18 protein-coding genes and 1 pseudogene are annotated in these 25,695 nt (G+C 70.4%); 13 read left to right on the top strand and 6 right to left on the bottom strand.

Features of this window, described 5'->3' with window-relative positions:
* Nucleotide 1 precedes the first annotated feature (1 nt).
* Nucleotides 2–985 carry a hypothetical protein gene (locus tag KME66_RS32720; RefSeq protein WP_216329786.1) on the bottom strand — a complete coding sequence of 328 codons (984 nt, stop codon included), beginning with the start codon at nt 983–985 and terminating at the stop codon, nt 2–4.
* Nucleotides 986–990: 5 nt separating this feature from the next.
* On the bottom strand, nt 991–4,491 hold the full coding sequence (gene dnaE, locus KME66_RS32715; protein WP_216328731.1) for a DNA polymerase III subunit alpha: 3,501 nt from the start codon (nt 4,489–4,491) through the stop codon (nt 991–993).
* A 248-nt stretch (nt 4,492–4,739) separates the two neighbouring features.
* Here dnaE and KME66_RS32710 point away from each other — a divergent pair, with 248 nt between their 5' ends.
* The 8 genes from KME66_RS32710 to KME66_RS32675 all read left to right on the top strand — a co-directional run bounded on the left by KME66_RS32710 (nt 4,740) and on the right by KME66_RS32675 (nt 14,583).
* On the top strand, nt 4,740–5,219 hold the full coding sequence (locus KME66_RS32710) for an Asp23/Gls24 family envelope stress response protein (RefSeq protein WP_216328729.1): 480 nt from the start codon (nt 4,740–4,742) through the stop codon (nt 5,217–5,219).
* Between the two features lie 34 nt (nt 5,220–5,253).
* Nucleotides 5,254–6,192: an SDR family oxidoreductase gene (locus tag KME66_RS32705; RefSeq protein WP_216328727.1), complete on the top strand. Its 939-nt coding sequence runs from the start codon at nt 5,254–5,256 to the stop codon at nt 6,190–6,192.
* A 103-nt stretch (nt 6,193–6,295) separates the two neighbouring features.
* The gene (locus KME66_RS32700; RefSeq protein WP_216328724.1) at nt 6,296–7,033 is read left to right on the top strand and encodes a VOC family protein; all 738 of its coding nucleotides are present in this window, start codon (nt 6,296–6,298) and stop codon (nt 7,031–7,033) included.
* Between the two features lie 112 nt (nt 7,034–7,145).
* Complete coding sequence (locus KME66_RS32695; RefSeq protein WP_253208543.1) at nt 7,146–7,565, top strand: hypothetical protein; 420 nt, start codon at nt 7,146–7,148, stop codon at nt 7,563–7,565.
* Nucleotides 7,566–8,612: 1,047 nt separating this feature from the next.
* The gene (locus KME66_RS32690; protein ID WP_216328722.1) at nt 8,613–10,214 is read left to right on the top strand and encodes a DUF4331 domain-containing protein; all 1,602 of its coding nucleotides are present in this window, start codon (nt 8,613–8,615) and stop codon (nt 10,212–10,214) included.
* A gap of 97 nt (nt 10,215–10,311) precedes the next feature.
* The gene (locus KME66_RS32685; RefSeq protein WP_216328720.1) at nt 10,312–11,667 is read left to right on the top strand and encodes a tetratricopeptide repeat protein; all 1,356 of its coding nucleotides are present in this window, start codon (nt 10,312–10,314) and stop codon (nt 11,665–11,667) included.
* A complete protein-coding gene (locus tag KME66_RS32680) occupies nt 11,664–13,331 on the top strand; it encodes a nickel/cobalt transporter (protein WP_216328718.1) in 1,668 nt (555 codons plus the stop codon). Before KME66_RS32685 ends, KME66_RS32680 begins: the two co-directional genes overlap by 4 nt.
* Before the next feature lie 595 nt (nt 13,332–13,926).
* Nucleotides 13,927–14,583 (top strand): fasciclin domain-containing protein, encoded by a 657-nt coding sequence (locus KME66_RS32675; protein WP_073223144.1) that lies wholly within the window; start codon nt 13,927–13,929, stop codon nt 14,581–14,583.
* Nucleotides 14,584–14,874: 291 nt separating this feature from the next.
* Here KME66_RS32675 and KME66_RS32670 read toward each other — a convergent pair whose 3' ends face one another.
* The 3 genes and pseudogenes from KME66_RS32670 to KME66_RS32665 all read right to left on the bottom strand — a co-directional run bounded on the left by KME66_RS32670 (nt 14,875) and on the right by KME66_RS32665 (nt 19,615).
* On the bottom strand, nt 14,875–17,895 hold the full coding sequence (locus KME66_RS32670; RefSeq protein ID WP_216328716.1) for an NACHT domain-containing NTPase: 3,021 nt from the start codon (nt 17,893–17,895) through the stop codon (nt 14,875–14,877).
* A 243-nt stretch (nt 17,896–18,138) separates the two neighbouring features.
* Nucleotides 18,139–18,385 (bottom strand): annotated as a pseudogene (locus KME66_RS34310) (IS5/IS1182 family transposase); the annotation flags it as partial.
* A 114-nt stretch (nt 18,386–18,499) separates the two neighbouring features.
* Complete coding sequence (locus KME66_RS32665; RefSeq protein ID WP_253208542.1) at nt 18,500–19,615, bottom strand: helix-turn-helix transcriptional regulator; 1,116 nt, start codon at nt 19,613–19,615, stop codon at nt 18,500–18,502.
* 449 nt (nt 19,616–20,064) lie between these two features.
* On the opposite strand from KME66_RS32665, the gene KME66_RS32660 reads away from it, so the two are divergent.
* The 4 genes from KME66_RS32660 (at nt 20,065) to KME66_RS34305 (ending at nt 23,812) form a co-directional block, all read left to right on the top strand.
* The gene (locus KME66_RS32660) at nt 20,065–20,655 is read left to right on the top strand and encodes a phosphoesterase (RefSeq protein WP_216328714.1); all 591 of its coding nucleotides are present in this window, start codon (nt 20,065–20,067) and stop codon (nt 20,653–20,655) included.
* On the top strand, nt 20,652–22,232 hold the full coding sequence (locus tag KME66_RS32655) for an alkaline phosphatase (protein WP_216328712.1): 1,581 nt from the start codon (nt 20,652–20,654) through the stop codon (nt 22,230–22,232). Before KME66_RS32660 ends, KME66_RS32655 begins: the two co-directional genes overlap by 4 nt.
* 430 nt (nt 22,233–22,662) lie before the next feature.
* The gene (locus KME66_RS32650; protein WP_253208541.1) at nt 22,663–23,583 is read left to right on the top strand and encodes a hypothetical protein; all 921 of its coding nucleotides are present in this window, start codon (nt 22,663–22,665) and stop codon (nt 23,581–23,583) included.
* Nucleotides 23,584–23,617: 34 nt separating this feature from the next.
* Nucleotides 23,618–23,812, top strand: a complete 195-nt coding sequence (locus KME66_RS34305; protein ID WP_239988307.1) for a tyrosine-type recombinase/integrase — start codon at nt 23,618–23,620, stop codon at nt 23,810–23,812.
* Between the two features lie 34 nt (nt 23,813–23,846).
* Here KME66_RS34305 and KME66_RS34645 read toward each other — a convergent pair whose 3' ends face one another.
* Complete coding sequence (locus KME66_RS34645) at nt 23,847–23,999, bottom strand: helix-turn-helix domain-containing protein (protein ID WP_143666379.1); 153 nt, start codon at nt 23,997–23,999, stop codon at nt 23,847–23,849.
* Nucleotides 24,000–24,730: 731 nt separating this feature from the next.
* Here KME66_RS34645 and KME66_RS32640 point away from each other — a divergent pair.
* Nucleotides 24,731–25,666, top strand: a complete 936-nt coding sequence (locus KME66_RS32640) for a DUF5655 domain-containing protein (RefSeq protein WP_216328709.1) — start codon at nt 24,731–24,733, stop codon at nt 25,664–25,666.
* Nucleotides 25,667–25,695 lie beyond the last annotated feature (29 nt).

The raw sequence follows: 25,695 nt of genomic DNA, 5'->3' as shown, positions 1-25,695 counted from the left end.
CTCACCGCATCCCCGCCGTGCTGGCGGGCCGTACCGCGCCCGCCCCGAAGCGGGCGCGGGCGCGGTCGGCCGCGGCCTCGATGCGGCGGGCCCGGTCGTCGTCGGGGCCGAAGGTCAGCTGCCGGGAGGCCGACGCGGCGTCGCCGAGTTCGCCCGCGCGCAGGGCCAGCGAGCGGACCCGGGCCCGCTGGAGCCCCAGAGCGCCGTGCAGCGCGTGGGCCGTGGCGCGCAGGTGGGGGGTGTGCGCGGTGGCTTCGGGCAGGGTGCGGCTGCGGGTGATCGACGCCTGACCCGTACGGTCGGCGTACAGGACGGTCAGGGTGAGCGCCCGGCAGGTCTGCCGCTGGTCGCGGAGGCGGGCGCCGAGCTGTTCGGTCAGGTGGGTCAGGGCGGCCTGCCGGCGGGCGGCGTCGGACTCGTCCCGGCCGAAGCGGTGTTCGGCGGCGACCGTGCGGGGCGGGGCGCCGGCGGTGACGCGGGTGGGGTCGATGCCTGCCGCGCGGTCGCGCAGCTCACGCCCGGAGGCCGCGCCCAGGATGCGCTGGAGGGTGAGCAGCGGGGTGGCCGCGATCCGGTCGGCGGTGCGCAGTCCGTACGAGGCCAGGGTGCGGGCGGTGGCCGGGCCGACGCCGGGCAGTGCGGCGGCGGGGAGCCCGGCGAGGAATCGGGTGATGGCCTCGGGGTCGTCAGGAATGGTGCGGATGGCGCCGGGCTCCCCGCGGTGGGCGGCGAGCCGGGCGAGCAGCGGGTTGGGGCCGATGCCGACCGTCACGTCGAGGCCGTGGAGCGCGGCCGCGCGCATCCGGATCAGGGCGGCGAGCCCGGCGGCGTCGCGGTCGAAGTAGCGGGTGCTCCCGGACACGTCGGCGAGGGCCGCGTCCGGCGGCAGGGCCTGGGCGACGGGGGTGAACTCGCCGACCATGTCGAGGAGTCGCCGGTAGGCGGGGTCCGGCTGCGGGTCGCCGAAGTGGAGGTAGAGGATCATCCCGGTCACCCCGCGCTTCCGGGGCTCGCGTGGTGGAAGGACCGTCCGTCGAGCGCGTCGAGGGCGGGCAGACCGGCGGAGGCCGGTGCGCCGGGCGGCTGGAGGTCGGCCCAGGGGTGCAGGGCGAAGCCGTTCGACTGGGTGAGGGTGCGGCGCGGCGCGGCCCTGCGCGGCGCGGGATCGGCGCGGGTGAGCCGGTCCGCGACGGCGGCGGGGCCGCCCTCGCGGTACAGGTCGATCAGCTCGGCCAGGTCCCAGGCGGCCGTGCCGGTGATGCTGAAGGCGCGCGGCGGACGGCGGGCGAGGGTGCCGCGCACGAGCAGCAGGCTGCTGTGGAACACCGTATGGGCGCACCGCCCGTGGCTGTCCTCGAAGAACGCCAGGTCGGACAGGCCCGTGGGGTCGTCCAGGGTGGCGAAGATGACCCGCTTGCCGGAGCGGATCGGCGGGGTCTGGGTGGCGACCTTGACGCCGGCGACGAGCACGGTCGCGCCGTGCCGGAGGCCCGCCAGACCGGCGGCGGGGGTTGCGCCGATGTCGGCGAGCAGGGAGCGGTGCTCGTCGAGGAGGTGGCGGGAGATGTCCATGCCGAGTACGTCGAGTTCGGCGGCGAGCTGTTCGGACGCGTCCATGGCCGGCAGGCCCGTGGCAGCGTCGTCCGCGCTGTCGCCCTCCGCCCCGGGACCGCTTTCCGGGCTGCCCGCGTCCCGCGCGCTCCCCGCCTCCGCCATGGGGAGCTGACCGGCCGCGGATCCGCCCGCACCGCGTCCCGAGCGGTGCAGTTCGGCGACCTTCAGCAGCAGCTCGCGGCGGGACCCGAACGCGCTCAGCGCGCCGACCCGGGCGAGGCGTTCGGCCAGCGGGCGGCTGGGCCGGGCACGCTGCCAGAAGTCCTCGGCCGAGGTGTAGGGCTGCCCCGCCACGATGCGTCCGCTCTCGGCCTCGGTGATGCCGCGCACCTGCGCGAGACCGATCCGCACCCCCCATTTACCAGACACCAGTTCGATTATGTGTGCGGCCCGGGAGTGGTTGACGTCGGGCAGCAGCAGCGGCACCCCGTGCCGTCGGGCGTCCGCGGCCAGGACCCGCTTGTGGTACATCCCCGGGTCGTGGGTGAGCAGTCCGGCGAGCAGGGCCGCCATCCGGTGGGCCTTGAGCCAGCTCGACTGGTAGGCGGGCTGCGCGAAGGCCGCGGCGTGCGCCTTGGCGAAGCCGAAGCTGCCGAAGTTCTCCAGGGTCTTCCACACGTCCCGTACGACCTGGACCGAGTAGCCGCGCCCGCGCGCCCGGTCGGCGAACCAGGCGCGGACCCGGCCCTGCCGCTCGGGGACGGACAGGGCGCGGCGGGCCTCGTCGGCCGTGCCCCGGTCGCAGCCGGTCAGCTGCACCATGATCGCGATCACCTGCTCGTGGTAGACCACCTGCCCCTCGGTCTCCGCCAGGATCGTCCGCAGGTCGCGGTGCGCGTAACGGGTCCCGCTCCCACTGTCCCTGGCCTTGATCAGCGGATCCACCATGTTCGCCGCGACCGGTCCGGGCCGGAACAGGCTGATGTCGAGCGCCAGGTCTCCGAACGACCGCGGCCGCAGGTTCCGTACCAGCTCCCGCTGGCCGGGACTCTCCAGCTGGAAGGTGCCCAGGGTGTCCCCGGAGGAGATCAGGTCGTACGTGGCCGGGTCGTCCGGCGGCACCTGCGCGGGGTCGTCCAGGTCGAGCCGTTCGCCGGTGACGCGTTCGATCTCGGCGGCCGCGTGGGCGAGCGCCGACTGCATCCGTACCCCGATGACGTCGATCTTGGGATGCCCGGTGTCCTCGATGTCCTCCTTGTCGAACTGGGACATGGCGATGTTGTCCACGGTGGTCGGCGCCAACGGGGTACGCCGTACCAGCGCCGCGTCGGAGACGAGCAGCCCGCACGGGTGCATCGCCGCCTCGAACGGCAGCTCGTCGAGCGCCTCCACCAGCTCCCAGAGCCGCCCGTGGTCCTCGGCGGCGACCTCGCGCAGCTCCGGCAGCTCGGCGAGGGCGGCCCGTACGTCCTTGGCCCGGATGTGCGGGAACGCCTTGCCCAGCCGGGCCGCCCGGTCCGGGGCCATGCCGCGGGCGCGGGCCACGACCTCGATCGCCCCGCGCGCCCGGTACGTCTTGTAGACGGCGAGCGTCGCCACCCGGTCGCCCCCGAACCGCTCCCGCACCGCCTGGTAGACCTCCAGGCGGCGGGCGGACTCGACGTCCAGGTCGATGTCGGGCAGGGACGTGCGGTGCTCGGAGAGGAAGCGCTCCATCACCAGGCCGTGCGCCACCGGGTCGACCGGGCTGATCTCCAGCAGATGCGTGACCAGCGAACCCACCCCCGAGCCGCGCGCGGCCACGCGGACGCCGAGCCGCCGGGCCTGTGCCGCGACCTCGGCGACGGTCAGGAAGTATCCGGCGAAGCCGTGCCCTGCGATGATCCGCAGCTCTTCCTCCAGCCGGTCCCAGCGCTCCCCCTCCCGGTGGTAGCCGCGGCCGAGCATGCCCGCCGCGCACCGGTCCGCGAGCGCCCGGTCCGCCGAGTCGGCGCTCGCGCCGACGAGCTCGGGCTCCGGAAGGTTCAGCCGGCCCAGCCCGAACGCGCCGCCCGGATCGACCGCGCAGGCCTCGGCCGTCTCCTCGGTGGCAGCCAGCAGCCGCCGCGCGTCCCCGCTCCGGCCGCCCGCGGCCTCCGCGATCCGCCCGGCGATCCGTTCCATCTCCCCGGTGTCCTTCAGCCACCGCTGCCCGCTGTCGAGCCGGGACGCGTCACGGTCGTCGATCGGCACCAGGAGGCGGGCGGAGTCCAGGATGTCGGCGACCTCGCCCCGGTCCGGGTCGGCGTAGCGCACGGCGTTGGTGAGCACCGGGGTCACCTGCTGCTCGGTGGCGAAACCCAGCAGGCGCGCGGCCAGCCGCAGCGACCCCGGGCCGGTGCCGGGCCGCCCGTGCCAGGACGTCGCGATGCGCAGCGACCGGCCGAACCGGGTCCGCCAGGGGCCCAGCAGGGTCGCGGCCCGGTCCGGCCGCCCCGACGCCAGCGCCTGCCCCACCTCGGAGTCCGCCCCGAGGAGGACGAACAGCTCGTCGTCCGGACAGGACAGGTCGTCCCAGGTGACGCCCTGGTCCGACGCCGCCGTCACCAGCCGGCACAGCTCGGCCCAGCCGCGTTCGGTCCGGGCCAGAAAGACCGCGCGCCGCGGCGGCTCCGTGACGAACGCACCGCCCCGGGCGGGAGCGGTCCGCTGCCGTTCCGGCGGCACCGGGCCGGACGCCGGCACGCCGGGCACCGCCAGATCGACGCCGAACAGCGGCCGGATCCCGGCCTCCGCGCACGCCTTGGCAAAGCGCACCACGCCCGCCAGGGAGTCCCGGTCGGTCAGCGCCAGGGCGTCGAGGCCCCGCTCGGCGGCCCGCTCGGCCAGCGCGGACGGATGACTGGCCCCGTACCGCAGCGAATAGCCGCTCGCGGCATGGAGGTGCGTAAACGACATACACACCTCCTGTTGCTCATGACCCCCCTTTACGGATCTCTGCCATCTCATCCCGATTCATCAGGACCGGAAGAAGCACTCTACCTCCATGTTCGCATATTCGTTCGAATCGAAGACGGGCCGGAACCACCTGCTGGTGGCCGGCCGACCCGAATGGCGTGCGCGGTCGGTCGGGCGCAGAGTGAGTGAGGGGACCGCACGGGCCGGGAGGGGACAGGCCCGTGACCATGACTCTCTGTGAGGCAGACATGGCCGACACCGAAAACCTGGGCACAGGCACCACGACCGGCCGGCGCTCGGAGGGATCCCGTGACCGCGGCAGGACGACCATCAGCGACAACGTCGTCGCCGCCATCGCCGGCATAGCCATACGGGAGACCGAGGGCGTCCACTCCACAGGACGAGGAGCCTCGAAGGCCCTGGGGGCCGTCGCCGGGCGCATGCCCGGCTCCGGCGGCTCCTCCGCCGCGGGGCGCGCCGTCAAGGTGGAGGTGGGAGAGAAGCAAGCCGCGATCGACGTCGACGTCAAGGTGGAGTACGGCACACCGATCCACGAACTCGCCGACCGGATCCGGACCAACGTCACCGACGCCGTGGAGACGATGACGGGGCTGGAGGTCGTCGAGATCAACATCGTCGTCTTCGACGTCCACATCCCCGGCGATGACGACGACGACGATTCCGACGATCAGGGCGGCTCGGGCGGAAGCTCTCCTCGCGTCCGATAGGGGCGTTCACCGTTGACCGAAGGCAGGAGAGAACATGCCCGACAGTCCGGGCGGGCGCCGGGTCCGCCGCGTCCGCTCCCGCCCTCTGGACGGGCGGACCGCCGTCGTCACCGGCGCCGCTCGCGGCATCGGTGAAGCGCTCGCCCACAGCCTCTCCCGGAACGGGATGCGTGTCGCCCTGCTGGGGCGGGAACGGACGGCCCTGGAGAGGGCGGCCGGGTCCCTCCCCGGTCCGAGCGTCTGCGTCGAGTGCGACATCACCGACCGCACGGCGCTCGCCGCGGCCGCACGCCGTGTGGCGGCCGAACTCGGGCCCGCCGACGTGGTGGTGGCCAACGCCGGCATCGCGGTGAGCGGCCCGTTCGACCGTACCTCCGGCGAACTCTGGCAACGCGTCATCGACGTCAACCTCATCGGCTCCGCCAACACGGCCCGCGCCTTCCTTCCGCAGCTCAGATCGACCCGCGGGTACTTTCTCCAGATCGCCTCGACCGCCGCGTTCGGCGCGGCGCCCATGATGAGCGCCTACTGCGCGTCCAAGGCCGGAGCGGAGTCGTTCGCCCTGGCCCTGCGCGGCGAGGCCGAACCGGACGGGGTCCAGGTGGGTATCGCCTATCTGCACTGGACCGGCACCGACATGCTCACCGGCATCGACGACCACCCGGTCCTGGCGGCCCTGCGCCGCAACCAGCCCCGCCCCGCCCGCCGGGTCCACTCCCCCGACCAGGTCGCCCAGTGGCTCACCCAGGGCATCACCCGCCGCACCCCGAACATCTACGCCCCGCCCTGGCTCCGCTGGTGCCAGCCTCTGCGCCCCCTGTTCCCCGCACTCGTCGCACGGGCCTCCCGCCGCGAACTGCGCAGTCTTCGCGACGAGGACACCACCTCCCCCGCCGAGGTCCTGGGCGTCGGGGGCCGCGCCGACTGGAACGCCTCCCGGGCGTCGCCCCGCACCGCACGGCCCGACCGGTAGAACAGGACGCCACTTTTCCGCCGGAACGGTGAAGGGACGTGACCATCGCGTCCTTATCACCCGGTGAACGGCGGGGGCCGACCGGACTTCTAGGATCTGCGGCATGGCAACACGACTCGTGCAGATCAATATGAAGGCCCACGACGACGCCGCACTCGGCCGGTTCTGGGCGGAGGCGCTCGGCTGGGGTATCCACAGCGAGGGCCCCGGGGTGACCAACCTCGAACCCGTGGGCTTCAGCTACCCCGACGCCGCGGCCGTCTGCATCGACATCATCGCCCGCCCGGAACCCAAGACGGTCAAGAACCGCGTGCACCTCGACCTGGCCACCACCTCGGCCGCCCATCAGGAGGAGCTGGTCGCACGTCTGAAGAGCCTCGGCGCGACGCTCGTCGACGTGGGGCAGGGCGACGTCCCCTGGACGGTGATGGCCGACCCGGAGGGCAACGAGTTCTGCGTCCTGGAGCCCCGGCCGGTCTACCGGGGAACCGGGCCGATCGCCGCCGTGGTGGTCGACTGCACCGACCCGCGGGAGATGGCCCGGTTCTGGGGCGAGGCGATGGACTGGACGCTGCACGAGGTCACCGACGACCGTGCGGCCATGCGCTCCGCCAAGGGCGTCGGCCCCTATCTGGAGTTCCTCCGCACTCCCGGCAACAAGAGCGGATGGAACCGCGTCCATCTCGACGTCCGCCCCTACCCCGGCGACGACCCGGCGGCGGAAGCGGCCCGGCTGCGTTCCCTGGGCGCCACCGACCCCGGTATCGACCAGTCCGCGATCCACTGGACGATCCTCGTTGACCCGGAGGGCAACGAGTTCTGCCTCCTCACGCCTGCCTGACGGAGCGGATGGCGTCCGCCCGCCTCCGCCGGTTGCGCGTACCGAGGTGTCGGACGAGGGGCAGCCGGGGTACGCGTGGTCCATGAAGCGCGGGTGATCCGAGGAGGATGCTGTGAAAACCGGCCCGATGCGATGGGTGGGCGCGGCGACCGCTGCCTACGGGGTGGCCGTTCTCGTACGACCGGCCCTGATGGCCCGTCCGTGCGGCCTGGACGGCGAGGACGGGGCCGTCCCGGCCCCCACCGCCCTGCTGATCCGTGCTCTGGGGGTTCGGGATGCCGCGATCGGCATCGCCATGATGGCCGCGAAGGACCGCTCCGGACGACGAGCGGCAACCGCGTGCCGGGTCGTGGCCGACCTCGGCGACGCGGTGCTCTTCGGTACGCGACTCCCCGATCCGGCCGCCCGCCGCAAAGCCGCGGCGGTCGCAGGGGGCTGGGGTGCGCTCTGCGCGGTGGCCGGCCTGGCGTCGGACCGGCCACGGGGACACCGCGCCGGCTCCGGGCTCGGGTGGCGGCGGCGGCGCTCATGAAGCGGCGGCAGCCTTCGACGCCGCCGGCCACTGCCGGGATCCGCCTTCGGTGCACCGCTACGGCACGGTGATGGCCTCCCGCATCAAGCAGCTGCCCGGCCTCGGACACCTCCCCGCTCCCGGGTCGTTCGAGGCAGAGCCATCCGCATGCCTCACGTGACGAGCATGCAGCAGGCGCCGCCGGGAGGAGCCCGTCCGACGTCGTGAGTCCGGGATCGGCAGGTCGCCTTGCGGTGTCAGCACACCAGCCACGTCGGCATCATCGCGTTGGAGCCCCGGAGCCGGCCGTCAGGATCAGAAAGCACCGCGCCCGACCAGCGCCTTCCATCGCGAGAAGCGGGGCGAGGCCCCCGCAGCCGCCGGGCGGGTCCGCGAGAAGCCGCGTTGAGCATGGCGAAGCGGAGCCAAGAACCGGGGTGAGTGGCGATCAGGTGCGGGCGGGTGACGCCGACACCGGGGCGGAGACCGGCAAAGCCGATGACAGCTCCTTCCGGACTCCGCCTTCTAGAGGCGGTTGCATCCCCCAAGCATCGATGCGGTGGACCGGACGACGCCCCTCATCTTCCGAATATCCGATGAACGCCCTGAGTTGACGGGGCGCACACCCACGACCCCCCTCTTGCGAACACCTTGCAACAAGAGGGCCGTGACCCTTTCGGCCCAGCGGTCCGGAACTGTGTCGCCCCGACTTTTCGCGGGGTGTCCGTCGCACCGATATCCCGTCCCACCGGCCCTTTCTCTCTTCGTGGGCCGCTCGGACACCCCGCGGAGGGGGCCGGAGTGCGCACGAGCGGTGCTTTCGACGTGCTTGTCTACGGATGCGCGGGTCTTCGACGCGTCTTTCCTCCATGCGCGGCCTCCCACGCGCAGCTCTTCGACGAGGGACCAGGTCACGGATCACTTCGCTGATCCGCCCCATTCCTGTCACTCGGTCAGGGCGAGCCTTTCCGCCGCTGCGCCGAAACGCCACACCGCTCATCCGCCCACCCCCGCTTCCGCATGCCCTCACACATGCCGGGCGGGGAAACAGCAGACAGAAGGAACAGCGTGAAGGATTCTCAGTCAAAGCCCCGCTCACGGCACGTGCTGGACCGGTCCCTGCTCGTCCTCGGTACCACCACCCTGGCCGCGGGACTCGGAGCGATGACCCTCGCCCCGGGCCTCAGTGCGGCGTCCAGTCACCGCGAGGCACCCCTGATCGCCGGGGACCCGCGGGCGGACAACACCGACGTGTACGCGTTCACCAGCCCCGACAAGTCCGACACCGTCACGATGGTGGCGAACTGGATCCCGATGGAGGAGCCCAACGGCGGACCGAACTTCTACGCGTTCGGCGACGACCTGCGCTACAACATCAAGATCGACAACACCGGTGACGGAGTCGCCGACGTCACCTACAGCTGGCGCTTCCGCAGCAGCTATCGCGATGACGCGAACCAGTTCCTCTACAACACCGGCCAGGTCACCTCGCTGAACGACCCGGACCTCAACTTCCGCCAGGTCTACGACCTCGTCGTCACCACCGGAGGAAAGAGCCGCACCGTCCTGCGGGGCGTCCCGGCCGCGCCGTCCCGTACGGGCAAGGCGTCGATGCCCGACTACGCGGCCCTGCGGAAGCAGGCGACCTTCGCTCTGCCGGGCGGCGGCAAGACGTACGCGGGCCAGGCCGAGGACCCGTTCTTCGCCGACCTGCGCGTCTTCGACCTCCTGTACGGCGGCGACCTGAGCGAACGGGGGCAGGACACTCTGGCGGGCTACAACGTCAACACCATCGCCATCCAGGTCCCGAAGAAGCAGCTCGCCCTGAGGGGCAACTCCTCCCGCAACCCGGTCATCGGGGTGTGGTCGACCACCGAGCGCGCGGGCGTCACGGTCAACGACTCTCGTGACGCGAAGGTCAAGAAGCTGTGGAAGCAGGTGTCCCGCCTGGGGAACCCGCTGGTCAACGAGGTCGTCGTCCCGCTGAGGTTCAAGGACGCGTTCAACACCCTCAACCCCAGCCAGGACCGCACCGTCCAGCCGGTCGTCGACAAGGTGTACGACCCGATCCTGCCCAAGCTCATCCAGCAGGTGTACGGCGTCCCGGCGCCCAAGACGCCCCGCAACGACCTCGCCGAGATCTACCTGACGGGGATCTGCAAGGTCTGCGGTCCGATCAAGGCCGACCTCAACGCCCACCGCCTCAACAAGGACGCGGTGCTCAGGAAGATCGTCCCGGCCGAGGAGCTGCGCCTGAACATGGCGGTTCCCCCCACGGCCGAACCCCAGCGGCTCGGTGTCCTCGCGGGCGACCTGGCCGGCTTCCCGAACGGGCGCCGCCTCGCCGACGATGTCATCGACATCTCGCTCCAGGCCGTCGAGGGCGCCGCGCAGACCGGCGTTCTCGTCCCGGCGCTCGCGGACGGCGACAAGGTCGACACCAACGAGGTCGCCTTCGGCACCTCGTTCCCGTACGTCGCGCTCCCGCACACCAAGAACGTGAACCGCGGCCCCGGCGCGACCGGCCGCAGTGCCGAGCAGACCGCTGCGGAGAACACAGCGGCGAGCACCGCCATCCGGCCCACCCAAGCGGCGGCGCTCGCCGGGGCCGGCGCGCTCCTCCTCGGTGTCGGGGGCTTCCGCCTTCGCCGCCGCCGCAAGGAGAGCTGAACCGGCCCCCGCGCACCACCGATCGAGGCGATGAAGGTGTCCGGGCCGGGGAGCACACCCCGGCCCGGGCATCGCCGAACCATGGGGAGGGCCTTTCGTGCACCCGGACCACACCGCACCCACGTCCGCTCAGCCGCCGGCCCCGTCACGCGGCGGCCGACGGCTGCGAAGAATCGTGGCCACCATGGCCCTGGGCGCGACGATGTTCGCCGTCGGCGCGGTCATGCTGACCCCCGGCGGGAACACCGCACCCCGTCCGGTCGGCCACCACGGGCCGGACGGGACGCCCCGAGGGTCGATCGAAGCGCTCCAGGCCCGGGTGGCCCGGCTGCCGAAGGACCCCGGCGGCTGGGCCGCCCTGGGAATGGCCTACGTCCAGCAGGCGCGCAGCACCGCTGACCCGGCCACCTACGACCGGGCCGAGAAGGCGCTGCGGACCTCCCTCTCCGTACAGGGCGAAGGCAACACGGACGCGGAGACCGCGATGGGCGCCCTGGCAGCGGCCCGCCACGACTTCCCCACCGCGCTGCGCTGGGCCCGCAGGGCAACCACCAGCGGACCCTACAGCTCCTCCGCCTACGGAGTCCTCGCCGACGCCCACACCCAGCTCGGCCACTACGACGATGCCGACGAGGCAGTCCAGAAGATGACGGATCTCCGTCCGGACGCCGCCTCCCTCGCCCGTGCCTCCTACGCCTTCGAGCTCAAGGGAGACACCGCCCGGGCCCGCGCCCTGATGCAACGGTCCCTGGCGGCAGCGGCCACCCCGGCCGACAGGGCTTTCGCCCAGCGTGTTCTGGCGGACCTGGACCTCCAGGACGCGAACCCCCGCGAAGCCCTGGCCAGGACGCGGACCGCCCTCAGGACCGCCCCGACGGATTCGGCCCTCCTGGAGACCCGTGCCCGCGCCTACCTGGCCCTGGGCGACACCACCGAGGCCGCCGCCGACTACCGGGCGGCCATCGCGATCGCCCCCCTGCCGCACTACCTGTTGGGCCTGGGTGAACTGGAGCAGGCCCTGGGCCACAGCCAACGGGCGGCGGAGAACTACGAACTCCTGCGCGCACAGGACCGTATCCGGGAAGCAGCCGGCGACCCGGCGGACACCGACGTGATCCTCTTCGAAGCGGATCACGGCAACCCGCGACGCGCTGTCACCCTGTCCGAGGAAACCCTCCGCAACCGCCCCTTCGTCGCCGTCCACGATGCGTACGCCTGGGCCCTGCACCGCGCCGGCCGAGACGTCGAAGCCCTCGCCCAGGCCGACAAAGCCCTCGCCCAGGGCACCCGCAGCGCACTCTTCCGCTACCACCGCGCCGCCATCCACCACGCCCTCGGCGACCCGGAAGCGGCCCGACGCGACCTGACCGAGGCGCTGCGCGAGCCGGGCTTCCACCCCCTGCACGCCGACGCCGCCCGCGACCTGCTCCAGCGAATCGACACCACACCATGACCAACACCCTGCGCCGAGCCCTCACCACCCTGGCCGCGGGCGCTCTCGTCGCCGTCGCGAGCGTGGCGTCCGCCCCCGCCGCCACTGCCCACCCTTTGGGCAACTTCAGTGTCAACTACCACACCGGCCTCGTCCTTCGGCCTGACCGGATCGACGCCCACGTGGTGGTCGACCATGCGGAGATCTCGGCACTCCAGGAACGCTCCGCCATCGACGCCGATCACGACGGCAAGGTCAGCGACGACGAAGCACGCGTCCACGCCGAGAAGACCTGCTCGGACCTGAGCGGGCAGCTCCGCCTGAGCGTGGGCGGCACCCAGGCGGAGTGGAGGCGGTCCTCGGCCACCCTGGTGTACGAGAACGGGGAGGCGGGCCTCAGAACAAGCCGCCTCACCTGCTCACTGACCAGCCCGGCCGACCTCACCGAGCCCGCCGACATCCGCGCCGAGACGGACTACGACACCAGGCGCGTCGGCTGGCACGAGATGACCGCCACCGGCCAGGACGTCAGGATCACCCGGACCGATGTACCGGCGACCTCGACCACCCGCGAGCTGCGCCGGTATCCGGCGGACCCCCTCGCCTCCCCGCTCGACCAGCGCTCGGCGACCCTGCGCAGCGAGCCCGGTCAGGGCCGGGCGGCCGTACCGGCGGTGGTGGCGGACCTCCCCGGCGCGGGTGTGATCGGCGGAGTGCTCGCCCGGGTCACCGGGGCCTTCGACTCGCTCGTCGGCGCCCGGGAGATCACCCTGCCCGTGGGGCTGCTGGCGCTGCTCCTGGCGCTCGTCCTCGGAGCATCCCACGCGGCAATGCCCGGCCACGGCAAGACCATCATGGCCGCCTACCTCGCGGGCCGTCGCGGCACCAGGCGGGACGCCCTCACCGTCGGGGCCACCGTCACCCTGACGCACACCGCCGGCGTCCTCGTCCTCGGCCTCGCCCTGCCCGTATCCACCCACCTGGCAGGAGAAACCGTCCTGATGTGGCTCGGAGCCGCCAGCGGACTCCTCGTCACCGGCATCGGCCTCTGGCTCCTCACGGGAGCAGTCCGGGGCAGGCCGCAGCACAACCACCATCACCACGGACCGGGCCACGGCCACGGCCACAGCCACAGCCACAGCCACAGCCACAGCCACAGCCACCATCATGATCACGCCCACGGGGCCGACAGCCCGCACCCCCATGGGCCCGCCGCCCCGGTCTCCGCACGCGACAGTGCGCCGGTCCGGGAACTCCAGGCCACTGCCGCGATCGCGACACTCGCCCCGCCGGACCACGAACACCGCCCGGCCGGCACGCAGACGGCTTCCCGAGACGCGCGGCGCACCAGCCGATCCGGCCTGATCGGCATGGGAATCGCCGGCGGCCTCGTCCCCAGCCCCTCCGCCCTCGTCGTGCTTCTCGGCGCCGTCGCCCTGGGGCGCACGGCCTTCGGCGTGCTCCTGGTCATCGGCTACGGACTCGGCATGGCTGCCACCCTCACCCTCGCCGGACTCCTCCTCGTACGCCTGCGCGAGCGCATCGAGAGCCATGACCGGGCCCGGACCCTCCGCCGCAACCCTCTGCTGAGGAAACTCGCGCGGACCGGCCCCGTCGTCACCTCAGTCCTCGTCATCGCCGTGGGCCTGGGCCTGACGCTGCGGGCAGCCGCCGGCAACGGCTGATTCCTGCGGATCATCGCACCGCGCCACACGCGGTGCCGGGAGTACAGGCGGCCTGTACGGAGCGAGGGGACGGGTCACCACGTCCCGGAGGGCTGTCGCGGGGCGCCCAGGAGAGTGGCGCCCCGCGACAGTTGTCTCCCACGGGCCTTACCACCGTGGGAGACGGATGAGGCAACCAGATCCGACGGAAGCCTCGGCGTGTGCGGTGTTTCCTCCCAACAGCCGCTCACACCGGGTATTCGCCACGGCCGGTACGCCGGATTGGTCGGTCCCTGCACAACACCCGGCCGGGCTAACCTCCGGGCGGTCGATCAGACGTCGGGGCACGACCGCTCGAAGTTTTCCCGCCTTCCGACCAATCCGTTCTCGTGGCGGCTCCGGATAGCTGACATGAGGATCAGAGCCGCACAACCCATCCGCCTCGCAGCGGCCTTCGCCCCCGAACCGCTCCACGGACGATCGCTCTGACCCGAGCCGCCCCGTACCGGAGCGGCACCTGACCTGACGTCAGCACTGCGGAACACCACCCCCCGTCACCGAGCTCCACCCACCGACGGACACGCAGCGCTACCAACCGAACACGCAGGAGAATCCCGTGACTGCCTTTCGCTACCGCCGCGCGGCCCTGGCCCTCACCGCCGCCGCCGTCCTCCCCCTCACGCTGACCGCCTGCGGCGGGGACGACAGCTCCTCCGACGCCGCCGCCGACAAGGCCGCCTCCTCCGCCCCCGCGGAGGACACGTCGAGCGCGCCGGCCGAAGGCGCGGCCCCCGCGGACGGCCCGTTCGGCCCGGCCTGCGCTTCCGTACCGAAGGACGGCGCGGGATCCTTCGACGGCATGGCCCAGGACCCGGTCGCCACCGCCGCCTCGAACAACCCGGCCCTGTCCACCCTGGTCACCGCGGTGAAGAAGGCCGGCCTCGTCGACACCCTCAACAACGCCGAGAACATCACCGTGTTCGCGCCGACCAACGACGCCTTCGCGAAGATCCCGAAGGCCGACCTGGACAAGGTCCTGGCCGACAAGGACATGCTCACCAACATCCTCACCTACCACGTGGTCGGCGAGAAGCTCTCCCCGACGCAGCTGGAGAGCGGCACCTACGACACCCTCCAGAAGTCCACCCTCACCACCAAGGGCTCCGGCGAGGACTACACCGTCAACGACACCTCCAAGGTCGTCTGCGGCAACGTCCCCACCGCCAACGCCACCGTCTACATCGTCGACACCGTCCTCATGCCCAAGAGCTGAGGCACACCTCACGCACTGCGCGAGATGCCCCGAACGGGCCGGGCCCCGAGGCGTCTTCACCGCCTCGGGGCCCTCCTCATGGCCGGCGCCGCTCAGGGGGCGCACGGTACGCGTGGCGAGCGAGCAGCGGTTGAATCCGTGGGTGGAACGCGGTCGCCCCCTGCCGGCGTACGTGGTCCCCTCCGGCTGGGCCGCCCTGGGCGCCATCCCTCTGCCCCGACGGGAAGCCGGACCGGGCGGCCCTGCCCACACGAAAAGGGGCCGCCCTCTGCGGTGTTTGCCGCCAACGCACTATGTGCGGAACCGCCGGAGGTGCCTCCAGGTGCGGCCTTCCTGCCTGCGCCGCCCCTCGTGCCGTACGACGACACGCTCGGTGGGCAGGTCCTCCAGGCCGTGAACCTTCCCGCCGTCCACCAGGGTGACGTCGATCTGTGCGCGCAGCACGTTCCGCAACAGCGACAGGTCGACGGCCGACTGATAGCTCTGGCACGCCAGACGCAAGGTGAGAGAAGCCAGCGAGGGGAAGGCCGCCGCGAAGTCCGGTAACTCCGTTCCCGTCAGGACACCTTCCATGGTGAGCGAGGTGACGTGGGTCAGTGGCGTCGGGGGAAGCGGAACACCGTGTGGAGAGGACAGGGTCAGGCACCTCAGGTTCGAGGCCGGCGTCAGGAACGAAAGATCCACTCCGTCCGGCAGCCGGTGCAAGAACAGCTCCACCACCGAAGTCTCGCCGAGCGCGGTCAGGTCCGTGATGACGTCACAGGACTCGATCACCAGTCGCCTCAAGCCGCTCAGCGGGGCTAGACCAGGGAGCACGATGGACACGGCGCTCGACGGCGCGATCGTCAGAGAATGGACCTTCGCCGGGGCAAGGACGTTCACGAGCTCGGTCGTCAGCATCTGCCCTCTGAGGAAGAGACTCGGAATCCGGTCCAGCGATTCCAGACACGTGACCTGTTCGGGATCGGTCAGGTGCAGCGTGAGATCGTCCATCGGCAGCCCGTCCAAGATCTCCTCGGTGAAGGCGCGAGCGTCGAAGTACGGCCAGGACAGGGCGACTTCCTGGCGCACGTCGCGGTCGGCGACCCGCTTGAAGCGGGCGAGCTGGTCCAGCGCGGCTTCGCCGCCGATCCGCGCGATGGTCATCACCGTCGCTCGGGCCTGTTCCGAGGATATCCGCTCAGGGCCGGGCAGGAAGTCCAGGACGATGTCCCCGGCGGTGGCGAGTTCCTCGGCATCCACTGCGGTGGCAGGAGGGATGAGGGCCGAGGCCCGCAGATTCACGGCAGCACGGACCGCAGGGTCGAGGGTGGTGGCGTGCTCCAGCGCGGCCGCAGCCAGCAGGTGGTAGCGCCGGCGCAGCCGCGGGTCGGTGGTCAGGTCTCCCAGCTCGATCAGCTTCCGCAGAAGATAGGCGCGTTCGCCGTCCCTGGCATGGCCGACGGCGAGGCGGATCACGTCGTCCCACTGGTCGTCACGGCCGGACTCGGCGAGCAGGTCGAGGTCCTCTGCCTCGACGGCGGCCTTGGCCCCGAGATAGTCCTGAAACGTACGGTGGATGAAGTCCACCATGCCGGTCGCCGGTTCCCGCAGGAGCCCACTGCGCAGCAACAGGTACCTGAAGACTTCCTCGGCGCGGTCGGGCGGTGCCAGGTGTGGCATGGCCGGGAGCTTCTCGCGGATGATGCGGACCGCGGTGGTCTGGGCCGCCTCCGAACGTCCGTTGCGGATCAACCAGTAGGCGATCCGCTGGAGCAGCTGGACCTGGGCCTCCTCCGTCGGTACCAACCCCTGGGGCGCGGCGATCTCGCGCTCCTTGTCGCGACGCACGAGCAGCATGGTCAGTGCGGCGGCGTACAGCTCCATGCGGCGCTCGGGCAGATGGGTGAGCCGGTCGCGGTGCAGGGCACAGATGAGAGCGCACATCAGGGGGTTGGTGGCCAGCCGGTACAGGTCGTACTTCTGCCGCAGTGTTGTGTTCAGAGCGTCGCGGCAGCGTTCCACCGCCTGTCGCTCCTCGGCTTCGTCGAGCGTGGTCAGGACGGCCTCGTGCCATCGGTCGACGAAGCGGTCGACGTCGTGCCGGGTCATCGGGAGAAGATTGAACTCGGCGAAGTCGAGCTCGGCGAGCCAGTGCGTGTCCACGGCCGACGGGCGGGAAGTGACGAGGAAGAACGTCTTCGGATACAGGTCGACCAGATCATGCAACCAGCGGCGCAATCCGGGACGTTCGCTCTCGGAGACCTCGTCCACGCCGTCAATGAGGACGATGCCCCGGCCGCTCGCGAGTACTCGGTCCGCCCAGTGCTCGGGCTGCAAGGCGTGCAGGATGCTGCCGGCCGCGCCGAGGAACTGCTCGGGACGAGGCAGTCCCGGCTGCTGATCCAGTGCGCGCAGAGGGAGCATGAACGGCACGCGGCCTCGCAGCCACGCCAGCCCGTCGGGGAAGGTCCCCTGTGCGGCGGTTACAGCAATCCACTGGAGCAGGGTGGTCTTGCCCGACCCCGCCATCCCCCGCAGCATCGCCCGGGTACAGCCGGAGAGGGCTTCCTCCACACGCTGGCGGTTCGCCGAGGGCGAGCTTCCGGCATGTTGCGAAGCCAGTTCCAGGTTGAGATAGGCGGTGTCCAGTGGCCAGCGGGCCCGGTTGGGGTCACTGAGGTCGAGGCCGAATATGTTCAGCTTGCCGTACTTGCGATCCATGTGTGCGAGATAGCGAGCCTCGAACTCCTCATCAGCGCTGCCGGGGCGGGGGATCCGGTCCGCCAGCGCGTCCAGCGTGCGCAGGGCTTCGTCGAGCATGCGGGTCTGTGCGACCAGCGCATGAGCGACGAAGGTCGAGCGTTGGGTGAAGAAGTGCAGGATGTGCAGACAGCTCAGATCAACGAGGCTGTCGTACAGAGTGGTGGCGTCGGCGGACAGGTCGCGGGTGGCGTCCGGACGTTCTCCCTTCAGTCTGCGGGCCAGCTCCTCCTGACCGAGCCGGACAGCCTGGACGTCGTCCATCTCCAGGCTGCCCAGAGCGCTCAGAGTCGCCGCGAGGGCGTCCGCCAACGCCTCGCGTTCGTCGGACGCGATCGGCGGCTCATGAGGGTTCGCCTCGATGGCCGCCTTGACCAGTTCGCGGGCGATCTTCCACATGTCGAGCTGGTTCAGGCTGCGTTTCTCGCCCCAGCTCACCAGCCGTGACACACGCACCGGCTTGTCGACGAGTCCGGCGCCCGGTCCCTCCTTGACGAAGAGTCTGGCGATGATCGGCCGTGCGACTGACGAGGCGATACGAGCTGTCGTACCGACGCTGGCCGGATCCATCGAACCTCCGCGACTTCGCCATGGGGACGCATCCACACTCGTAAAGGCCCCTAGATCATAGGGTGTTCGGACAGCCGTGAGCGGAGGAGTCGTCAACCGCCTCTGACCGCCGTCGAGGAAGCACGGCTGATCGTCGATCAGGCCCTGGATACCGTGAGCGGTGTCACCCACGGCAGTGCTCATGGTGACCCCGAGTCGCTGGAGCGGGGCGGCGGCCCCCAGCCAGGCTGCGCGCCGAACAATGAGGATCTTCCAGGTCTTCATGCGGGCGGGACGTGCCGGCCCCGGGCCCGGACCTGCTTGTCGGATTCTTTCTGCTCCGCCTTCCCGCCCGGGAGTCGCTCTGCCCGCGCTCGCGGCCGTGCGGGAGGAGGAGTCCGGTGCCCGTGCAGCCACCGTCGGCCGTCGTCAGTGTGTTGCCGACGGCCGCCTCGGCGCCGGACTCCTCCCCGGTGCAGTGCTTGCGGTTGCCTGCGAGCAGCCTGCCCACCGGTCGTTGATGCTGCGACGGCACGCGCGTATCCCCCGACCGCGCGTACCGTCGCTTCGGATGGTGCGACACAGACGACTATCGCCCGGCTGACAGGACCCGGCGATCCTTTCGTCAGGGTCCGAAACCATGGTTGGTGGCGGCCAGCAGGCTGGCGCCCAAGCGTGTGGTCGTGTGCAGCACTGCCTTGCCGTCGCGGCGGGTCGTGATCAGAGCGGCCCGGCGCAGTACGCTCGCGTGCTGGCTGGCCGTCGCGGGCGAGATTCTCAGGCGGCGGGCCAGTTCTGTCGTGCTGCACCCGTCGGCCACGGTCGCGAGTACGGCGGCCCTGGTCCGCCCGACCAGGTCCTCGAGCGCCCCCTCGGCAGATTCTCCGACAAGCCACTGTGCGGAGCCGTTCATCTCCCCGCCGGCCGTCGGCAGCGCCAGGATGGGCGGCTGCTCCGGGTCCGCCAGGTTGTGCAGTACCTCCACCTGCCGGGAGGAGAACACCGTCGGAGCGATGACGAGCCCTCGCCCCCGCAAGTGGATGTCCGCGTCGTGTGGATGACGCACTTCCAGGACAGGAGGCCGCCACCGGACCAGCGGAGCACCCACCGTCTCCAACAGCCCCTCGACTCCGTCCTCGGCCATCGTGCGCATATAGCCGTCCCGGGTCGAGGCGAGGTGGAGGTGCATCTCGGCCCAGTACGGTGCGACAGCCACCGTGTGGCAAGCCCGTAACGCCTTGGCCAGTTCCCGACGGGCTCCGCGGTCGCCGTCGGCGAGTGCCCGGGCCCACCCCCGGTGAGCGGGATGAATGTCGAGGTACTCCACTTCCAGACGTGTCATCGCGGGGGAAGCCGTCAGCAGGTTGTCGACCGCCTCGTCGATACCCGTGGCGCCTCCGGTGAGGGTCGCGATATCGATCTGCGGCCCTTGAGCGGGCATCAACGCCATGAGGGGTAAAGCCTGTTCGCGAAGAGACCCGCCCAGCCCACTGGTCACCGACGTCCGCCAGCCGCGTAAGGCCGGGGCCCTGTCCCTCTCCCGCAGTCGTTTGACACCGTCCACCGTCTCGGCGGCCACACCCAGGGTGGTCTTCACCCTGGTCCGCGCGAGGTCCTCTGCCGTGAAATGAATACGCTTGGCCATCATTGCTCCGTTCCCCGCCGAATCCAGCGTCCCGTGCTCGGCCGATGCGAGCACCTGGGCGACATGATGCAAGCCGTCGCCAGCCTGCTCCCACACCAGCAGACCGCCACCCGCACGGACCGTCAGGCACAGTGAACACCGGGCCGGCCTACGCCATTTGACCCAGGGCCTGTCGTTCGGCCCCCGTGAACCGTGGGCGGTCCCGTTCTTCTGCTGGCATGCGGCCCGAACGGCCCGCGGGTGGCCGCGACGCACCCGAACCGTCCCGCCGTTCTGCGGGCACCGCTGGTCGGACACCCACGATGCCCACAGGTATCCGGGACCGGCCCATCTGCTTGGCGGATCCTACTTCCGTGACGCGATGGCACTGCTGTGCGCTATTGGATCATCCCTTGATGGCATCTTCCCTGCGTTGTGAGCATTTGTGACTCGCACTTGTCCGTACAGGTTGCTGAGAAAGTTTGGTGAAGGGCTTCCTGAGGTTCATGCGGGGCTGGTCTGATACGTGGCGCGACAACACAGCAGACCACCCACGGGAGACATGGATGAATCTCGTCGTGAACGGCGACGCGGAAAGCGGACCGGGAGGCAGTGCGGAGCCGGTCGGCTCGGTGAACGGCTGGAGGATCGCGCAGGGCGCACCCGCACTGATCGACTACAGCTTGGGCGGAGGCTACCCGGGCCCGTCCGACCCCGGCCCCGCCCAGCGCGGCAGCCGGTTCTTCTCCGGGGGGAACGCGCCCCGTACGGCGCTGGTCCAGGACATCGATCTGCCCCGGGCCGGGGCGACCGGGCGCGCGGCTGTCGACGCGGGCCGCGTCCGGTACGCCGTACGCGGCTGGCTCGGCGGGTACGCGGGCCAGGAAGACGGAGTGCGGCTGTCCGTGGAGTTCCGCGACGCCAAGGGGACCCCGGTCGCGCTGAGCGTGCTCGGGCCGGTGACCGCGGGCGAGCGCAAGGGGCGTACCGCTCTCCTGGAGCGCGAGGCGGCCTCCACGGTGCCGCCGGGCGCCCGCAGCGCACGGGTCCTGCTCGTCTTCACGCGCTCCGGCGGCACGTCCAACGACGGTTACGCGGACGCGATATCCCTCACCCTTGATGCCGCCACCCTCAACACCGCCGGAGGCCGGTCGTGAAACTCAACCGCCGTGATCTGCTGAAGGCCGCCGCCGCGTCGGGCGCCCTCGGCGTGGCCTGGCCGCTGGCCGCCGGGCTCTCGCCCGCGCAGGCCCGCGAGGCAGCCGAGGCGCTGGGCGCCGACTACGACCCGGCGCCCTTCACCCTCGGCGTCGCCTCCGGCGACCCGCAGCCCTCGTCCGTCGTCCTGTGGACCCGCCTGGCGCCCGAACCCCTCGCCGCCGAGCAGGACCTTCCCGACGTCGTCGAGGTCGGCTGGGTCGTCGCCGAGGACGCCGGACTGCGCACGGTCGTCGCCCGCGGCACCGCCCCGGCGTCCGCGACCCTCGGCCACAGCGTGCACGTACCGGTCGGCGGACTGAGCTCCGGGCGGCACTACTTCTACGCCTTCACCGCGCTCGGCCGGACCAGCCGCGTGGGCCGGACGAAGACGGCCCCGGCCGGCGCCGTCGGCGCGGTCCGCTTCGCCGCCGCCAACTGCCAGGCCTTCCACGACGGCTTCTACGCGGCGCACCGCGGCATCGCCCGGGAGAACGTCGACTTCGTCGTCCACCTCGGCGACTACATCTACGAGCACGGCCAGGTCGGCGGCGTCCCCGAGAGCCATGTCCGTGACCACGAGGGCGGCGCGACCTTCACCCTCGCCGACTACCGCAAGCGGCACGCCCTCTACAAGGGGGACGCATCGCTGCGCGAGGCACACGCCGCCCACCCCTGGTTCCTCACCTGGGACGACCACGAGGTGGCCAACGACTTCAGCGGTACGGGCGGCGGCGCCCCCTTCATGCAGCGCAAGGCGGCCGCCTTCCAGGCATGGTTCGAGCACATGCCGCACCGCGACAGCTTCGGCGAGGCTGCGCTGCCCGACCCCGAGATCCACCGCGTACGCCGCTGGGGCGACCTGCTGGAGCTGACAGTCCTGGACCTGCGTTCGTACCGCTCGGCGCAGAACCTCTCCGACGGCACCATCCTCGGCGCCGAGCAGAAGTCCTGGCTCAAGCAGGGCATCGACAAGGCCCCGGACGCCTGGCACGTCTGGGCCAACTCGATCATGCTCAGCCAGCTGCGCGGCTCGCCGGGCGGCTCGTACATGTTCACCGACCAGTGGGACGGCTTCCTGGCCGAGCGCAAGGAGGTCCTGGGGCATGTGCACAGCAGCGGACTGGAGGACCTCGTCGTCATCACCGGAGACTGGCACTCCGCCTTCGTCGACGACATCCACACGGACTTCGACGATGTTTCGTCACCTGTCGTCGGTACGGAGTTCACCGCGCACTCGGTGACCTCGGGCGCGTACTCCGCCGACTGGAACCGGACCAACGGCCCGCGCATGGGCCAGGCCAATCCGCACCTCACGTACTTCGAGGGCAACCGCTACGGGTACGACGTGTACGAGGTGACCCCGGAGCGCTTCTCCACCCACATGCGGGTCATCGAGGACCGGCGGGACCCGGCGTCCCCCGTTTCGACCCTGACCACGTTCCACGTGGACCGGGGCACGGTGGGCTCGTACGAGGACGAGGCGACGAGGAACTCCCCGGCGCAATACCGCCGCCCCCGCACGAATCGACCGTGACCAGCTACCCAGCGGCCTTGGGGTGAGGGAGTGCCGAAGGCCGTACCTCGCTCGGGTGGCGCGTACGGGCCCTGGGGCTTCGCGGGCCGCCGTTGCGGTGGCATCGCACACGCCACGTTGGCATCATCACGTTGGAGCGCCCGGAAGCCATCCCTCAAGATCAAAAAACAATGCACCGGCAGCACGGCGATGAGTCACGAAAATCAGCAAGCAGTCAGCATCAGTGCCGCCACACGGCGCGGCGAGCCGCCGCCCACCGCCGAGGTCCACCCATGGCTGCACCTCTGCTGACCTGCAGAAACACAGGTCACGAAGCCCCCTGCCGCACACACCAGGAGACCGGCATGAAAATGCTCATCAACGTCCCCTAGTTTGGTCCGGCCGCAGTTCAGGGCCATGCTGTGGGACCCCAAGTCAGCAAACACCCAGCATGAGTCAGGAGCGGCACACCTTGGCGACCAAACTTGTCCGCGGCATGGGCAGCTTCTTCAAGTCCTGCGCCTGCAAGCACCAGGGCCGATGCTCACACCTATACACCATTCGCTTCCGCAACAGCTCGGGGCGTCAGGTGGAAGAGTCGGGCTTCCCGACACAGGATGACGCCCTCGACCGCCTGACGGCCATCTACAGCGAGAAGCGTCGCACACCCGTCCAGCAAGCCGAACTGAAGCGGGAAATAGGGAAGCAGCGGTTCGGTCAGTACGCCGCATCATGGCTCCCACGGCAGCGGCATTACGCGCCCGGCAGTATACGCACGGTGAATCAACTCCTGGACAGCCAGATCCTACCGATTCTCGATTCCCGTCGCGTCAACACCTTTTCTTCCACGGTCATCGAAGACTTTATTCTCTCCATGGAAGACCGGGGGGTCGGGCTCGCCACGCAACAGAACGCCTTCGACACGCTCAAGAAGATCCTCCTTGACGCGCTTCACCGAGGCGGCATGGACGAGGATCCGTTCGATGGCGTCGTCCCACCAGAGTACGTACCCAATCCGATAACTATCCCCACCATCGAAGAAATTCACGCCATTAAGGCCTCCGGATCGGATGGGCTGCGCGTCGTCATCGACCTCATGTCCGGGTGCGGCCACCGAAACGGTGAAGCGTACGCCGCCAACACCGAGCGCCTGGTGGCCGACGACGTGTACCGCATTACCGAACAAATCGATGGGAAAATTCGAGAGCCTGCCCGCCTCAAGCACCGCAAGCCAGGAGAATACCGCGAGACGCCAATGGCGCCACTCGTGCGCCAGTCGATACTCACCTATGTCGACAAGTACGGCGTAAGCCCGGACGGCTACATTCTGCAGACCCAACGCAGTAAATTACTGGGGACATTCGACACTTGACTATCAGTGGCTCACCGCAAAGAGGGGGGCAGGCATCACTCGCAAGCTCAATCCCTACTCATTGCGCCACTTCTTCGCTTCGAACTGCCTATCCAAGGGAATTCCCATCACCGATGTCGCAGAGTGGATGGGACACAAGAATATCCAAATGACGTTTCGCATCTACCGGCATCTCATGCCTGCTTCGATCGGCCGTGCAGCTCGGCTACTCAACGAGGGTCTCTGCTAGAAGACCGACAGGGCGGGGCCGCAGCCCCGCCCTGTCACGCAACCCGTTGCTGTTTGACCCACCGATCCAGGTCATCCAGCTTGAACCTTAGCCGCCCACCAAAGTAGTAGCGCGGTATTCCATACTTACGCGACTCTCGGTACATCCACCGTTCTGACATATCCAGATACCTTGCAGCCTCGGACACATCAAGATATCGACGAAACACTGTGCACCCTCCAAGTCGACGGAGCGCGCACAGTATCGGAAGATCCCGGCCGACCCGCTAGGAGCTCGTAACACGACCTTGTTGATCGGCCCTGGTCGGCCGTGATCGGTGTGACGATTCGGCTGTTCGGGATGGTGTGACTACCCAACCGTGGATCGTGGACGATGACTTGGGGGCGCTGATCGAGCCGCTCCTGCCGCCCTGGCCCGAGAGGTCGCCGGGGCCGCGGGCGGGGCGTCCCCAACAGGGGCGTCCGCGCCGGGGGCGCCCCCCACCGAAGCCGGCCCCGCCGGAAGTTCGCCAGGGGCGCCCTCGCCGGGAGTGGTCGGTACGGTGTCGGTGACCGTCATGGGTGAAGTCCCTCTCTCGAGCACGCGTTGTGACGGCAGAGAGCCTCGTCCGGAGTGGCGGGCGTAGCCATCGCCCGCCCGACACCAGCACCGCGGAAGGTGGTACTCACAGGACCACTCTCGAGCTGATTCCCGCAGATTCACCCGGCCCGACGCTCCACCGACCTGCACGACCGCCCATGGTTCATCACCACAGGTCCGCCGCCAGGGCATACGGGCAGACACGGCGGGATCGAGCTCCCCGCCAGGGGCGGCAGTCTCAAGAGCTGGGCAAACAGCCGTTCCGGCCCCTTCAATGCGGAATATCTCGCTCCTCTAGTCGATTAGTTCTCTTGCAGGACTGATGGGAGGGAGACGCTGGTGGCGGAGCTGATGCTGTTCCGGCGAGACACGGACGGGCAGGACGTCGAGCTGCCAGGATCGACGGTGGCGCTGGAGGTGGAGCTGCAGCGGCGGGTCGAGGCCGGTCTGGAGCAGATGCTCGGCATTCGGTTCCTGGCGTCGGAGTACCCGACGGGACCGTGGCACCGGGGGCGGATCGACACCCTGGGGTTGGACGAGAACGGCGCCCCAGTGGTGATCGAGTTCAAGAAGGGCTCCGACAGCGGGGTGCTGTCGCAAGCCGTGTCGTACCTGTCCTGGCTGGAGTCGGCGCACCACGAGTTCGAGGCGCTGGTGCGGAAGGTGTTGGGCGCGGAGGCCGCCGAGTCGATCGACTGGCGTCGACCGCGGATGGTCTGCATCGCGGCTGGCTTCTCCCATCACGATCGCGTGGCCGTGCAGCGACTGCCCGAGCGGATCGACCTGGTGCGCTACCGCGTCTTCGACGGCGGCCTGCTGAGCCTGCTGCTCGTCGACTCCTCGCCTGGCTCCCCGAACCCGGCTGCGTCCCGGCGGCACCGGGAGCGGGACGCCGCGGTCGTCAGCGCGCCGACGGTGCCGGCAGGTCCAGCGGCGGGAAGTGCCGGCTTCGTCCCGGAGTGCCTGCGGGACCTGTACGCGGAACTGGACGACGCCCTGACGGCGTGGGGCGAGGTCGAGGTGGCAGCGCTTCGGCATTACATCGCCTACCGGCGGCTGGTGAACGTGGCATCGGTGCTGTTCCGTCGGAGGCACGAGGCGATCCTGGTCTACCTCAGACTCGACCCGGGCTCGGTCGTGCTGGAGGAGGGCTTCTCCCGGGACATGCGCGGCATCGGGCACCTGGGCACCGGGGACGTGGAGTTGCGCCTCGCGTCGGCGGGCGACCTGGAGAAGGCAACGCCGTTGATCCGGAAGGCGTTCGAGGCGGCCTGACGTAACGAGAAGGGCGGCTGGAGCATCGG

The organism is Streptomyces sp. YPW6 (genome assembly GCF_018866325.1).
Taxonomy (GTDB): domain Bacteria; phylum Actinomycetota; class Actinomycetes; order Streptomycetales; family Streptomycetaceae; genus Streptomyces.
Note: the sequence above shows the minus strand (reverse complement) of the source record. Positions and strands in the feature narration are given on the sequence as shown.